The sequence below is a fragment of the Neolewinella aurantiaca genome (genome assembly GCF_008014675.1).
In the GTDB taxonomy this organism is placed as follows: Bacteria; Bacteroidota; Bacteroidia; order Chitinophagales; family Saprospiraceae; genus Neolewinella; species Neolewinella aurantiaca.
In genome coordinates this window covers 14,576-28,513 of sequence record NZ_VOXD01000010.1, presented here as the reverse complement: position 1 = coordinate 28,513, position 13,938 = coordinate 14,576, and the positions used below count along the sequence as shown (strand labels likewise).

At 54.7% G+C, this 13,938-nt stretch carries 11 protein-coding genes; 5 read left to right on the top strand and 6 right to left on the bottom strand.

What is annotated here, in order from left to right:
* Positions 1 to 98: 98 nt before the first annotated feature.
* The 4 genes from FUA23_RS08105 to mce form a co-directional block, all read right to left on the bottom strand.
* Positions 99 to 1,598, bottom strand: a complete 1,500-nt coding sequence (locus FUA23_RS08105; protein WP_147930231.1) for a porin family protein — start codon at positions 1,596 to 1,598, stop codon at positions 99 to 101.
* 211 nt (positions 1,599 to 1,809) lie between these two features.
* Entirely contained in the window at positions 1,810 to 2,985 is a 1,176-nt protein-coding gene (locus FUA23_RS08100) for a T9SS type A sorting domain-containing protein (protein WP_147930230.1), read from the bottom strand.
* A gap of 191 nt (positions 2,986 to 3,176) precedes the next feature.
* Positions 3,177 to 4,490 carry an MFS transporter gene (locus tag FUA23_RS08095; protein WP_147930229.1) on the bottom strand — a complete coding sequence of 438 codons (1,314 nt, stop codon included), beginning with the start codon at positions 4,488 to 4,490 and terminating at the stop codon, positions 3,177 to 3,179.
* 158 nt (positions 4,491 to 4,648) lie between these two features.
* Positions 4,649 to 5,698, bottom strand: coding sequence for a methylmalonyl-CoA epimerase (gene mce, locus FUA23_RS22725; protein WP_246144090.1), 1,050 nt, complete (start codon positions 5,696 to 5,698; stop codon positions 4,649 to 4,651).
* 143 nt (positions 5,699 to 5,841) lie between these two features.
* On the opposite strand from mce, the gene FUA23_RS08085 reads away from it, so the two are divergent.
* Both FUA23_RS08085 and FUA23_RS08080 read left to right on the top strand, forming a co-directional pair.
* A complete protein-coding gene (locus FUA23_RS08085) occupies positions 5,842 to 6,963 on the top strand; it encodes a Zn-dependent alcohol dehydrogenase (protein WP_147930228.1) in 1,122 nt (373 codons plus the stop codon).
* 20 nt (positions 6,964 to 6,983) lie between these two features.
* Entirely contained in the window at positions 6,984 to 7,793 is an 810-nt protein-coding gene (locus tag FUA23_RS08080) for an alpha/beta hydrolase (RefSeq protein WP_147930227.1), read from the top strand.
* 89 nt (positions 7,794 to 7,882) lie between these two features.
* On the opposite strand, the gene FUA23_RS08075 is transcribed toward FUA23_RS08080, so the two are convergent.
* Positions 7,883 to 8,647 carry an alpha/beta fold hydrolase gene (locus tag FUA23_RS08075; protein WP_147930226.1) on the bottom strand — a complete coding sequence of 255 codons (765 nt, stop codon included), beginning with the start codon at positions 8,645 to 8,647 and terminating at the stop codon, positions 7,883 to 7,885.
* 52 nt (positions 8,648 to 8,699) lie between these two features.
* The gene (locus tag FUA23_RS08070; RefSeq protein ID WP_147930225.1) at positions 8,700 to 10,190 is read right to left on the bottom strand and encodes a mechanosensitive ion channel family protein; all 1,491 of its coding nucleotides are present in this window, start codon (positions 10,188 to 10,190) and stop codon (positions 8,700 to 8,702) included.
* Positions 10,191 to 10,763: 573 nt separating this feature from the next.
* Here FUA23_RS08070 and pth point away from each other — a divergent pair.
* From pth to FUA23_RS08055, 3 genes are all read left to right on the top strand, one after another.
* Positions 10,764 to 11,360 carry an aminoacyl-tRNA hydrolase gene (pth, locus tag FUA23_RS08065; protein WP_147930333.1) on the top strand — a complete coding sequence of 199 codons (597 nt, stop codon included), beginning with the start codon at positions 10,764 to 10,766 and terminating at the stop codon, positions 11,358 to 11,360.
* A gap of 122 nt (positions 11,361 to 11,482) precedes the next feature.
* Positions 11,483 to 13,018 (top strand): phytoene desaturase family protein, encoded by a 1,536-nt coding sequence (locus tag FUA23_RS08060; protein ID WP_147930224.1) that lies wholly within the window; start codon positions 11,483 to 11,485, stop codon positions 13,016 to 13,018.
* Entirely contained in the window at positions 13,011 to 13,847 is an 837-nt protein-coding gene (locus tag FUA23_RS08055; RefSeq protein WP_187270934.1) for a phytoene/squalene synthase family protein, read from the top strand. The genes FUA23_RS08060 and FUA23_RS08055 overlap by 8 nt, the downstream gene beginning before the upstream one ends.
* Positions 13,848 to 13,938 lie beyond the last annotated feature (91 nt).

Genomic DNA, 13,938 nt, shown 5'->3' with positions numbered 1-13,938 from the left:
AGCCATTTCCGGTAGCATGAATTCTGAACGCTTTTTTTGTGGAATCAGCGGTATAGCCTGTAGTTCGCGTCAGGCCAATACACGGAACACTCCGTCAATTAAAATCCGCGGAAGCCAACCGTTACGAGGCCGGTAATTCTGCTGCGGTTTGTATCGACGACTTGGCCGTCGAAAGCAAAAGTACTGTAGGGCGAGTAGTAAGAATTAACGTCCTCGAGCCGCAGCGCTCCATCGATGAAAAATTTTCCGGAGCTGTAGCCCAAGCCTCCGGATAGACTAAGGAAAGCTTCGTCTTCGTCGTTTCGAAGGTTAACAACCGGGTTCTGACGGTAACCTACACCGGCACGAACCTGAAAGGGCTTGAGATTGAGCTCGCCGCCCACCCGTACGCCGAGCATACCTTTCAGTTCGCGGTCTACATCGGCGTTAGACGCCTCGTCCACCGTAGCGAAATCATCGAAGCTGAAGGAGGTGCCGGCAAGATTGCTGTAGTCGAGGTCTACAGACAAGAAGCCCTTGTCGCGGAAGAGGTAACCACCACCCACATAGAATTTCCAGGGGGTACGTAGATTGTAAGTCGATTCGCTGCGGGGGCTCAATTCAGTACCGCCCAGGCCTACACCATTGTCTGTGTAATTGTACTCGAAAGTTGTTTCGTACACTTCATCGACGGTCCAGAATGTAGGGGAGTGGACGGCTGCACTAAGGCGGATATTATCCGTCGGACGGCCGATTACCCCGAGTTTAAAGTTGACCCCGGAACCCGAAAGCTCCAGCAGTTCGTCGAAGCCGGCATTGTCGAAGAAAGTGATTTCATCCTGATCGTCTATTTCGTCGTAGATCTTGGTTTCGGTGAAATCAATCACGGGAATGCCGATAGTGAATCCCCAAAGCACTTTTTCCATATAGTTGCCGCCAAAGCCAAGTGCTATCTCATTGAGGCTTCCCGTACGCTCAACCCTTCCTTGCCGACGGACCTCCCCGCCAAGACTGCTCTCAAGGTCGAAGTCGGAGAAAAAACCAAGGTCGTCTTCCTGAATGACACCCGGAATTCGTTCCGCAAGTCCGGCGCGGAAATCGTCAAAAATTCCGTCATTCAGGTCTTCAACGATAGCATCGATGATGCCACCCTCGCTACGGCCAGAGTACTCGATGGTTTCGTTAAAGTCAGCCAGGCGGGTATAACTGATGCCGAAGTTAAAAGTAGACCAGTTGATAGAGCGGGTGTCGCTGGCCCATACGATGTTGGCGCTGGGTACAACGAAGGTACCTTTGGTTTCATCGGTGTCTTCGTTGCCGGTTCCATTGCGCAGGCGTGCGGTAAGGTTATTGAGGGCGAAGCCGGGAGTGATCTGGGCGGCACTGAAACGATTCCAGCCAATGCCCGCCGGGTTGGTATGTAGCGTTGAACCATCCACCCCGATGGCGGTCATTGAACCGCCGGTGCCGAAGAAACGTGCACTCCCGAAAACATCGGTTTGTCCAAAACGCAGCGCATCGGTTACCCGCACCGGAAGCGTACGGGGCTCTGTCTGGGCGCGGACGCTGGTGCAAAGGAAGGTTAAAAAGAGCAAGGATGTAAGGAGGAGTCTGGTCATGGCTTAAGCGTAAATCGTTATAACAGTTATTAAGGTATTCAACGCGCTGAGGTTCATTGAGCCAGGCCCCGGAGGGCAAATGATAAGAGGATTTTAACGGCAAACACGCGCGTACCCCAAAAACGGCCCCCTCCTGAAAACAAAAATCAGAGCGCAGGACGGGCCTGGCTCTGATTTTCGAAATCTGTGATTTTAATTATTTGTCCGAAGCTTACTGCTTCACGAACCTCAGGGTTTCGGTACCTGCAGCGTTCTCTACCCGGAGGAGGTAGGTGCCGGGAGCAAGGCGATCGGTAGCAACACCGTTTCCGGAAACAGCGGTACGGCTTAGTACGCGACCGTTGAGGTCAATTACGCTAACCTGAGTAGCTTCGTTTGCTCCGCTCACGAAGAGACGATCGCTAACGGGGTTCGGGTAAGCAGTGATGCCTTCTCCGTCGAAAGAAACGAGAACAGGACCGAACAGCGCAGATGCACCGGTAAGGTCTACCTGACGAAGACGGTAGTAGTTGGCGCCGATGGCCGGCGCCTGGTCAACGAAGTCGTAGTTGATCGTGCCGTTGCTATCGCCGGCACCGTTCACACGGCCAACCTCAGCGAAGGTGCGGCCGTCGAGGCTGCGCTCCACAACAAAGTGGCTGTTACCAGACTCAGTAGCTGTAGCCCACTTTACCATAGCGGTTTTACCCATGCGCTCAGCAGCGAGCGTAGAGAGGGTGACGGGGAGGATACTTACGATGTCGACGGTGATGTCGTCAACAGCGAATTCGTCACGGGAGCCGCTGCCAGTATCGTCGTCGCCGATAAAGCGAATGTAAAACGGAGCACCTGCGGGAACGCTGATCCCTGTAATTGTAGTCATGCGGGAGGTTGCAACCCAAGCTGGGGTAGCATCGGCCGCAGCCGGAGAAGTGTAGTCGAGTGCAGGCACATCCGTAAAGGCTGAGCCATCGGTCGAATAGGCAAAATTGAAGGAGTTGCCACGACTCTGGTCGTTGAAGTTGTAGACGGTGTAGCTTACGTCTATCATGTCCGTAGGAGCAATTGCGGCACCAGATTGGTTGTAGAGCTCAAGCTGAAAGTAACCATCGGTAAAATCATTTCCCCCTGGCTGAACACCCAAGGCGACGTTGCCGGCAGCGACCTCGAAAGCGTATACACCACCGGTTGTTTCTCCGCCGGTAGACTCGCCACGAGTTAAGTCATCAGCAGCGCTAAAACCATCAACTGAAAAGACCGCGCCATTGAGTTGACCGCCAACAATAGCCTCCCCATTTGGAGTGGGAGCCGAAATCCCGGAGCCGTCAAAGCCGGTGAAGTCGATCGAGGTTTGCGCCGTCAGCGCAATCGTGAGGCAAACAAAAAATAAGAGTAAAGCTAAACGCATAGTAAGGTATTTTGAGCAGGTTAATCCCCTGAGCCAATAGAGTTTGGTCAGAATTTTGAGGTTATGATTGTTTCCGATGAAGGGAAATGAAACCCCTTCTTCATCGGCAATAGAAGTGTAAATTTATCGAAAACGTTTGGTCGTTAGCGCATTAGCTTCCATGAATTTACCTAAACTTAATGTTCCTGAGCTTAAGCTACTGCCCTGATCCTACTGGCAGCCCAGATAGCTAGCATACTCATCACCATCGTAAAGTAGCCCAGTAGCTCGTAGTGTTCGAGCTTACCATCCGGGCCTTCGGTGATGATGAACCCGGCGATCAGGGTGCTGGCGAAGAGCGCCATTTCGTTGATGGACTGGCGGATGCTCATGAACCCGCCCCGGTTCTCCGGCCTGACAACAGAGGTGATCATCGTAGTGGCGGGTACATTGCGCCCGCTGGCGACCACGAAGAACGAAGAGGTAGTCAGCAAAGCCAGGTAAATCGAATCGGTGTCGAGGTTGGTCAGCGAATAGATGCTGGCCAGGGCGAAAACGGACGCAGTGGCAAATACCCGCATCCGACCGTAACGGTCAGACAGTTTCCCGAAGAAAGGCAGCAACACAACGGTCAGCAAACCTCCGATGAGGTAGATCAGACTCACCTGCTTATCGCCAAAACCGATGTTGATCTGCATGTAAGGAGCAATGAAGGGGATCACGGTGAAGTGCCCAAGCATGAGAGTCATGGTGAAGAGCAGGGCAGCCCGCTGGTTGGCGTCGGAAAAGATGCGAACGAAGGGATCGACAACTTTGCGTAAGCCGCGCTTTGGCGCGAGGGCGAGCCCGGCCGGTGGCAGATCGGCTGCCCGCCGGGCAGCGGTATCGATTATGTCTTCCATTGCTTCCCGTCCAGCTCTTTGCACCTGCGGCCCCGCCTGATCCGTCGTCTCTTGTGGCGCAAGGTGGCTGCGCAGCGAAGGAACAAAGAAGTAAGCCATCACCACAAAGAGAGCCGAAACCGCGGCTGTTGCCACAAACGGGGAGTGCCAGCCATACTCGGCCGCAATCCAAATGCCAGACGGGACACCGACTACACTAGCTACCGAAAATGCCGTCATTACCCAACCCATCGCAGCGCCCCGCCGCTCCAGCGGAATTACGTCGCCAACAATGGCCAGTACCAATGCGCCCAGGGTTCCGCCGAAAATACCGGTCGAGGCCCGGAAAATGAGCAGCGAACTGTACGTTGGTGCAAAAGCACAGGCCAGTGTGCCAATGGTGAAGCCACAGAATAGAAACAGCAGGGCGGTACGCCGGTCGAACCGATCAATAAACGCAGTACTGATCAGGTTGCCAGTGAGGGCCGCACCAGCGTAGGCAGATACCACCCAGGCAAACTGACCCGGAGAAATATCGAAAACCCCCATGATCGTTTTACCCAGTGGCATGATGATCATGAAATCGATGATGTGACAAAACTGGACGGCCGCCAGGATCAGAAGTAGGCGTTTTTCTTGGTTCATACATTGCCACCGACGGGAAAGCCGATACTGTTGCACGACCTAAGCGTCGTGCGATTTACTAAAGTAGAATGGTTGTTCTTTATTTCTCAGAAATAAAGCGATCGCCCCCGCAACGGACAACTTTAACTGCCCGGAGCGGCTAACCGGAAAAAAACGTTCTAAATACCCGCTTTCCGGAAGATGCCAAAGAGCTCTTTACCCATACGGGGGGCAATGGAATTGGTGGCCGGCGCGAACGATTCGGTCTCGAAATAAGGCGCGAAGTAACCGAGGTATTCGGCCTGGCTGCCACCGAAGGGGCGTTTTTCGAGGTCGCCGGTCAGGGGGAAGTTGAACCAGAGGCCAACCAGTTTTCCGCCGGGCGCCAACAGCGCGTTCATTTTCTCGGCGTAAGCGCTGCGGGTTGCCGGCAGGGGAGGGAAGGAGCAGAAAAAAGTTTGTTCCAGAATGAGGTCATACTGACCTACGTGCTCGAAGAAGTCGCCTTCGATCAATTGTGTGCGGGGAAAGTCCGGTACGCGGAGCGCGAATGTCTTCAGGGGTTGTTTGGCTACGTCCATCACGAATACATTCGTGAAACCGAGTTTCCAGGCGTATTCTGCTTCGTAGGCGTTGCCGGCCCCGGGGATGAGGATGCGCAGCGATTTGTCGGCAATCTGATCCAGGTAATCGGTAATGGGCGGAGAGGGGTAGCCAATGTCCCAACCGGTGCTGCCTTCGTTGTACCTGCTTTCCCAGTAATCAGCGGGGGGGACGGTAGTGGGGATGCTCTGGCAAATCTCGACCAGTACACCGTTGGTGCTTTTGGGGTGGAGGAAGCAGACCAGCTTATTGTCGGCTCCCTTAGTGGGTTTTTCCTGCAAAAGCTCAAATCCGTCGGCGGCCAGGCGCTTCATCTCTGCTTCGATGTCGTCTACCTCGAAGGCGAGGTGATGAATACCGGGGCCACGCTTATCGACGTACTTCTGGATCGGGCCTTGGCCGCCTTCGGCGGCAACGAGCTCCAGCTTGGAGGCTGTGTCTCCCGAAGTAAAGAAACTGGTGGTAACGTGTTGGTCGGCTACCGTCTCCCGCTTGTAAGACTTACGTCCGAGCAAGCGGGTCATGAGTTCTTCGGCGGCGGTAAGGTCGGCTACGGCTATGCCAATGTGGTCGAGGCGCATTGCTTTATGAATTGAGTTGTCGGTCTGTATATGAGGAACAGACACAGGAACGGAAAGTTAACCGCTAATAAGCCTGTTTGTGCTGTTCTGCCCGGAGTAATACGCAAAAACAGGGTAATAACGATATCAGGCTGCTTTCTAACCAAGAGTTACATCGGTGCAATAAAGGATGCCTTAAACTTGTGCCTATGGAAACAAGTATCAGCGCATTAACGGCAGTGGCCGACGGTCAGGGAAGTTTTACCATCGGCCAGACCCAGGTGAGCCCGCCGGCTGTTGGCGAGGTGGTCGTAAAAATGAAGGCGGCCGGTCTTTGCCACACCGACCATGACTCCCTGAACTGGGGAAAGCTCATCGTGATGGGCCACGAAGGTGCCGGCGAAGTACACGCAGTGGGAGAGGGGGTGACGGATTTTGAGCCCGGCGACCAGGTTGTTCTCAACTGGGCAACGCCCTGTTACCATTGTTTTCAGTGCAAACGGGGCAACGAGCACATCTGTGAGGAGAACTCTCCAGTCGTTGCCGGTGGCAACGGCTTCACGCCCGGCCACGCCCATCTGGAAGGAACGCTCTGGCGGGGCAAGCCCATTGAGCGCTCTTTCAACCTCGGTACCCTGGCCGAATACGCGCTGGTGAAAGCATCAGCCCTGGTGAAGATGACAACAGATATACCCTTTGCCTCCGCCAGTATTGTGAGTTGTGGGGTGATGACGGGCGTCGGCTCGGTCATCAATGTTATCGATGGAGGTTCGGAAGATTCCGCCGCCGTCCTCGGAACCGGAGGCGTTGGCCTCAACGTAATCCAGGGCCTCAAAATCGCCGGCGTAGGGAAAATCATCGCCGTAGACATCAATCCGGAGCGGCTCACCATGGCCAAAGTATTCGGCGCCACACATACCGTGCTCGCCCGGCGCGAAGACACCGGCCTGTTACAGGCCGCCGAAACGGTGAAAACGATGACCAACGGCCGGGGCGCTGACTACGCCTTCGAGTGTACCGCCATCCCTGCGCTGGGCGCGGCCCCGCTGGCCATGATCCGAAACGCAGGCACCGCCGTTCAGGTGAGCGGAATCGAACAGGAAATCAACATCGACATGAATCTCTTCGAGTGGGATAAAATCTACCTCAACCCGCTCTACGGGAAGTGCTCCCCCCGGCGCGATTTTCCCAAACTGATGGATTGGTACGCCGACGGCAAGCTCCTGCTCGACGAAATGATCACCCGCACCTATCCGCTTACCGATCTCCAGCAGGGTTTAGACGATATGCTGGCCGGGCGAAACGCCAAGGGCGTAATCGTTTTTGACTAAACCGCACCAACTCCTTCTCCATGCCCCGTTTCCGTACCACTGAACTGTCTGACCCACGCTTCGAATCCGATAACCTCCGGTTCATTACGGTGAAAACCCCCAACCTGAAAGGGCGGGGAGACATCTGCGTGTTCGTTCCTCAGGATGTCATGAACGACGACCTGCCGGTCGTCATTTTACTGCACGGAGTCTACGGCTCGGCCTGGGCCTGGGCTAGGAAAGGCGGAGCGCACCGAACGGCAACGGGACTGATAGCGGCGGGCAAAATCCCGCCCTGCATCCTGGCGATGCCTTCCGACGGGCTTTTTGCCGATGGTTCGGCCTATCTGCGACACAGCGGTTACAATTTTGAACGCTGGATCACGGAAGACGTAATCGATGCGGTACGGCTGAATATCCCGCAGGCCAAAGCATCGACTACAACGTACATCGCCGGCCTATCTATGGGAGGCTACGGAGCACTGCGGCTCGGCGCGGCGTATCCGGAATTATTCAGGGGCATTTCGGGGCACAGTTCCATTACCCGGCTCGAAGAAATGTCCCTGTTCGTGGAAGAAAACATCAGCGTGTACCGCCAGCCCGTTGCGGGGCGGGAAAACGTCGTTGACCTGATACTTGAGAACCAGGATCGTTTGCCGCCACTGCGCTTCGATTGCGGGACGGAGGACGAACTGATCGATGGCAACCGGGCGCTGCATCGGCAGTTGACGGAAGCCGGCGTCGATCATGTTTATCAGGAGTTTGCAGGAGGGCACGAATGGGCCTACTGGGAGGAGCATTTGGGGGATACGCTGCTCTTCTTTCTGGGGGATGCCGGCCCGAAAAAGTAAACACAAGAGATAGCGGAGGTGGCGCGGACGCAGGTGCACGGATGGTTTTTGGGAAAAGTCCGCTCCTGCCGGGATTCTATCGCCGCTGACTACCCCGCAAGAAACGCCGAAACCTCTGCGAACAGTTCATCCGGTTTTTCGGCGTGTACCCAGTGGCCCGCTCCTGCGATGGTCTTAACGGTGGCCTGGGGGAAAAGGATATCGATCAGTTCCACGTCATCGTTCTGCACGTAGCCACTATTGCCGCCACGGATAAAGAGCGCCGGCTCCTCGTACACGTCACCAAGGTTACCAACGGGGCCAATCAGTTTGTCGTAGCTGGCTTTGATTACCGGGAGGTTCATCCGCCATTTGTATCCGCCTTCCGGGTTTCTGGCCAGGTTTTTGAGTAAGAAAAGCTGAACGCCGGGGATGGGCATGTACTGATCCATAAGGCGGCCGGCCTCTTTCCGGTCCGATACCTTGCCGGGGTCGAAGGCTTCGAGGGCTGCAAAAACGTCGTTGTGTCCCGGCCGGTATTTGCGGGGGGTGATGTCTACAACAATCAGTTTTTCGACAAGGTCGGGGTAAGAGAGGGCCGTTTGCATCGCTACTTTGCCGCCCATGCTGTGCCCCATCAGGTAGCACTGGTCGATGCCTTGCTCTTCCAGAAGGGCCGCAATGTCTTCGGCCATCAGTTCGTAGCTCATCTCATCGCTGTGGAAACTGCGACCGTGATTGCGCAGGTCTACGAGGGTTACGGTGTAGGTTTCTGCCCACCGGCGGGCGAGGGTGCTCCAGTTATCCAGCATCCCGAAGAGGCCGTGGAGAATAACAAGGTCAGGGCCTGAGCCGTAGGTTTTGTGGTTTAGCATGGGGCAGAAAGTCGTCAGTTAAATAGTTGGATCGGGCCGGTAAGGTAAAGCCTCAATCCGGAACCTCCTCGATGTCGGTTCCATCCTCTGTTTCGGGTGGGGTGGGCGCAGCGCCAACCTGGGGTAGTCCTCCCCGGATCCACAGGTCGCGTTGCGGAAACGGAATTTCGATGTTTCGTGCCCGGAAGGCTGCATCGATGGATAAGCGAATATCGCTCTTGGTATCCTCTACGCGCATCAGGTCGCGGGTCCAGAAGATGACGTCGAAGTCGAGCGAGGAGTCTCCAAAATCGAGAAACCGGACAAAAGGCGGAGGGGAGTCGAGAACGCGGTTGTGGTCCTTGGCTGCTTTGATCATGAGCTCTTTCACCAGGCTGGTGTCGGAGCCGTAGGCTACCCCTACCTTAACGTGAAAGCGGGCTTTGCGCTCTACCTGACTCCAGTTCCGGACGTTTTCACCGATGAGTTTGGAGTTAGGTACGAAGATGATGATGTCGTCTCTGGTTTCCAGAATGCTGGTCCGTGTACCGATTTTACGAACAGTCCCGACTTCGTGGCCGCTCAGCTCAATCACGTCGCCAACTTTCACGGACCGCTCGAAGAGCATGATGATACCGCAAATAAGATCGTTGAAGGTTTGCTGAAGACCAATACCAATACCCACCAAAAGTGCCGCAGCACCGGTCCAGATACCGATCAGGTTGAAACCGGCCGCCTGAATAACCAGAAGGACACCAATCAGGTAAGCGAAGTAGGTAAGCAGGCGATTGATCGCAAACTGGCTTCCTGTATCAATCTTGTTGCGGTCATAGTAACCTTTCAGCAGGAAGGATATAAAAAAACTAAGCAGCAGGTTGACCAGCAAAAATACCAGGGTTGCCTTCAGCATCTTACCGATAGTGAGGTCTATTCCACCCGTTCCATCTGCATTTGTCGGGATGGTGAAGGGATGGTAGAACGCCAATCCGGTCTCCGTAGCGAAGAACATGATGACCAGTGTGATGAGGACCGGGCGCAACCATCTGATTCGGCTGGGTTCGTTACCGGCAATGGTTGTACCCTTTTTCCGGGCTACGGTACGAATGCGGTGAAACCTCTGGGTGATGATTTCGCCCAGCACGAGGTCCAGTATGTTCGCAACGATGTATGCGATCAAAACCTTAACCAGTGTACTGATCCGGACGATGAACCGCAGGCCTGAGCCGTCGTTGGCAGCCTCCGGGTTCTCCATCTCAATACGCTTCAGCTCCTCCGGTGATAGTTGCTCCAGGACAATGTTTATCAGTTCCTCATCGAGGTTGAGCGTTCTGAGGATTACCACTACAATGAAGCCAAAAGCCGTGAAGCGGACGGCTCTGCGCATCCGGCCACGATTGACCTCCGAGGTGGAGTCCATCCCGTAGTACCAGGGGAATAGCTTATACTCGATCAACCAGTACACGAAGAGCAGGATGCCCGCAAAAAAGCCGATAACGGCCAGTTGCGCCATATTCACGGTGAATTCACCGAGGTTGAGAAGTTCTATGTTCCGTAGTTGTTCCATAATGGCTTCTGCGAATGTAGCTGGAAAAAATGAAACGGCCGGATACAGAAAGCCATACGGGGGGCTCCTCAGGGCTGACGCATAGGATTCGATTTAGCTTTTAGCTCGAGATCATAGTCGCCGCCTAAGAGCTTGTAACCCAAAACGCGTAGCGTTTTCACTAGCCCCTCCCCCGTGGGGAGGGGGTTGGGGTGGGGGTTTAACACGGCTTAACTAGCCTATACGTCAGCCCTGGGGGGCTCCAGGCAGTCTCCTTTCTGATTGATCAGGGCCCACGGGGGAAGTTATATCCAGTAAAGCCCGATTGAAAGGGCGGAAAATTGATGCTGGCCTACCGCCCGGGAACAAGTGCCCCGGGGCATAGCACGAAGTATTTCAGCCACCGGAAACTGGGAACAAAAAACGCAGCAAGCGGCATTCTGATGGATTACCCTGCTCTCTTAAAACCATTCCTTGCACCTGCGTTCGCGCCGTCTCCCTATCTTTGCGCCCATGCTCAAATTGCTGCGCCGTCTTTTCTCCTCAAAAGGCAAACCAACGAACCAACCGACCAACGAACCAATCGACCCCGCTATGAAATTCCTGATCGTAGGCCTCGGTAACCCCGGCCCCAAGTACGAAAACACCCGCCACAACATTGGTTTCCGCGTGTTGGAGCACCTCAGCGAAGACTGGTCCTCTTGCAGTCACGGCCATATGGCAAAGCTAAAGCACCGGGGCAAGCAGGTTTTGCTGCTCAAGCCGGATACGTTCATGAACCTGAGCGGAAAGGCCGTGCGTTACTGGATGCAGAAAGAAAATATTGCGAAGCAAAATGTGCTCGTTGTCGTTGACGACCTGCACCTCGAATTCGCCGCCCTGCGCCTGCGGGGCAAGGGCTCCGATGCGGGACACAATGGCCTCAAATCCATCGATCAGCTCACCGGCGGTAATAATTACGCCCGCCTGCGCTTCGGCATCGGCCGCGATTTTCATCCCGGTCAGCAGGCAGATTACGTACTTTCTGAATGGAAAAAAGAGGAAGTCGAAAAGCTACCTGAAGCGATTGAAACTGCGGGTAAGATGGTACTGAGTTTCTGCGGGCACGGACTGCAAAACACCATGAACAAGTTCAACAACGGGAAGCCCAAGAAGAAAGCGGAGAAGAAGAAAGAGACCGACAGCGAATAAACAGGACAGGACCGGCTGAATGGCCGTGCTTGCTCCCGATCCGCTAAGGAGAATGCCCAAAAACATACCTCCCAAATAACATTTCTCCAAACAGTTTTGGCCCCTTGCTGTTAGGCCGTTACATGAGCAAACAGCTACGTCAAGAACAAATAACCGTGGTAGGAGCAGGCTTTGCCGGCCTCTCGACCGCCTGCTATCTCGCCCGCGAGGGCTACAGAGTCCGCATTCTGGAAAAGAACGAAGGCCTGGGTGGCCGCGCGCGAACGTTCCACCACGAGGGCTTTCAGTTCGACATGGGCCCCAGTTGGTACTGGATGCCTGAAGTGTTCGAGCGATTTTTCAATGACTTCGGCAGCTCCGCTGCCGCGCACTACGAATTGGTCCGGTTAGACCCCAGCTACGAAATCGTGTTCGGAAAAAACGATCTCATGGATGTGCCGGCCAACGACAAAGACCTGTTCGCTCTCTTCGAAAAACTGGAGCCGGGCAGTTCTGCTAACCTACGTAAATTTCTCGAAGAAGCGGAATATAAATACCGTGTGGGACTGGGCGAATTTGTCCAGAAGCCCGGCCATTCGATTATGGATTTTGCTGACCTACGCGTAGTGAAGGCGAGTCTTAAATTGCAGATGCTTACGGATATGGCCACCTACGTCCGCAAACTTTTCAAGCACCCCCAACTGCGGCAATTGCTCGAATTTCCCGTGCTGTTCCTGGGGGCAACGCCCGAAAACACGCCTGCGCTCTACAGCCTGATGAATTACGCTGACCTTGCACTCGGTACCTGGTACCCGCTCGGCGGTATGCACAAAATCATCGAAGGCATGGTGAGTGTTGCCAGGGGTTTAGGGGTGGAAATTCATGCGGGGGCGCAGGTGCAAAGTGTGTTAACGGAGCAGGGGAAGGTGAAGTCGGTCTCTACCGCGGATGGTAATGTTTACCCGACCGACATCCTGGTGTGTGGCGCAGATTATCATCACTTCGAGCAGGAAGTCCTCGCGCCGAAAGACCGCGTTTACTCCGAGAGTTACTGGCAGAAGCGAACGATGGCTCCTTCCAGCCTCCTTTTCTACGTCGGCCTCGACCGGAAGATCCCCAACCTGCACCATCATACCCTGTTTTTCGACGCCGACTTCAACCGACACGCTCACGAAATCTACGAAGAACCCGCCTGGCCGGAAGACCCACTCTTCTACGTCTGTGCTCCGTCGGTTACCGATCCGTCGGTAGCGCCCGCAGGCAAGGAGAACCTCTTCTTCCTGCTTCCCCTCGCCCCCGATCTCGACGATACCGAGGCCCGCCGCGAACACTATTGGGAACTGATGTGCGACCGGTTTGAACAACGCACCGGCGTAGACATCCGGCCTCACGTTGTGTACAAGCGCGGGTTTGCCCACAAAGAATTCAAGGAAGACTACAACGCCTTCCGCGGTAACGCTTACGGGCTGGCGAACACCCTGACCCAGACCGCGTTTTTAAAACCAAAACTACGTAGCAAAAAACTGCGTAACTTGTGGTACACCGGTCAGCTTACCACCCCCGGGCCGGGAATGCCGCCCAGCATCATCTCCGGGGAGGTCGCTGCCCGTGACATTCACCAAGAGCTCACAGGAGCAAAAAACCTGACTTCAGCTCCGTCCAATCGAACACATGCTTAGCCTTTACCAAGAAGTTTGCCGGGAGTGCGCCTCCCTGATCACCCGCCGCTACAGCACGAGCTTCAGCTTGGGCATCCGGGTATTCGATAAAGCCCTTCGGGCTCCTATCTATGGCATCTATGGTTTCGTACGCTTTGCCGACGAGATCGTGGATACTTTCCATAGTAAAGACAAAGCCACGCTTTTGGCTCGTTTCCGTAACGATACCTATCTGGCCATCGAAGAGGGTATCAGCCTCAACCCCGTCCTGCAGGCTTTTCAGGAAGTCGCCAATGAATACAACATCGGGCGCGACCTCATTGACCCCTTCCTGGACAGCATGGCCATGGACCTTGAGTTCTCTACTTATCACGACGACCTCTACGAGACCTACATCTACGGTTCTGCCGAGGTAGTCGGTTTGATGTGCCTGAAGGTCTTCCTGAAAGGCAACGAAGCGGAGTATGAGCGGCTGAGGCCGATGGCCTGTGCACTCGGTTCTGCATTCCAGAAAATCAATTTTCTGCGTGACATCAAATCCGACTACGAAGAACGCGGCCGCGTCTATTTCCCGGGCGTTGACTACAATAAGTTCGATCAGGCCACTAAGCTCGAAATTGAAGCTGATATCAAGAAAGACTTTGACTATGCCTACGAAGGCATTAAGCAACTGCCCGTCACTGCCCGTCTCGGAGTCTACCTCGCCTATGTGTATTACACCAAACTGTTCCAAAAAATCAAACGCTCACCTGCCCGGCAGGTCGCCCAGGAACGCATCCGCGTAAACGACGGGCGGAAAGTGTATTTGCTGGCTACCAGTGCTGTTCGCGCTCGGTTTGGGATGTTGTAGGAGCCGGTATTTCCAGTGCCATGATTAGCAAGCCAGGTTGTTGCTCAATTTGATCGCGCGACACCATGGTCTGTCAAACCTGAATACGGTA

Excerpts from the sequence above, each read along its gene's own strand:
- FUA23_RS08105 (WP_147930231.1), bottom strand. The coding sequence starts at position 1,598 with ATGACCAGACTCCTCCTTACATCCTTGCTCTTTTTAACCTTCCTTTGC.
- FUA23_RS08100 (WP_147930230.1), bottom strand. The coding sequence starts at position 2,985 with ATGCGTTTAGCTTTACTCTTATTTTTTGTTTGCCTCACGATTGCGCTG.
- FUA23_RS08095 (WP_147930229.1), bottom strand. The coding sequence starts at position 4,490 with ATGAACCAAGAAAAACGCCTACTTCTGATCCTGGCGGCCGTCCAGTTT.
- FUA23_RS08085 (WP_147930228.1), top strand. The coding sequence starts at position 5,842 with ATGGAAACAAGTATCAGCGCATTAACGGCAGTGGCCGACGGTCAGGGA.
- FUA23_RS08080 (WP_147930227.1), top strand. The coding sequence starts at position 6,984 with ATGCCCCGTTTCCGTACCACTGAACTGTCTGACCCACGCTTCGAATCC.
- FUA23_RS08075 (WP_147930226.1), bottom strand. The coding sequence starts at position 8,647 with ATGCTAAACCACAAAACCTACGGCTCAGGCCCTGACCTTGTTATTCTC.
- FUA23_RS08070 (WP_147930225.1), bottom strand. The coding sequence starts at position 10,190 with ATGGAACAACTACGGAACATAGAACTTCTCAACCTCGGTGAATTCACC.
- pth (WP_147930333.1), top strand. The coding sequence starts at position 10,764 with ATGAAATTCCTGATCGTAGGCCTCGGTAACCCCGGCCCCAAGTACGAA.
- FUA23_RS08060 (WP_147930224.1), top strand. The coding sequence starts at position 11,483 with ATGAGCAAACAGCTACGTCAAGAACAAATAACCGTGGTAGGAGCAGGC.
- FUA23_RS08055 (WP_187270934.1), top strand. The coding sequence starts at position 13,011 with ATGCTTAGCCTTTACCAAGAAGTTTGCCGGGAGTGCGCCTCCCTGATC.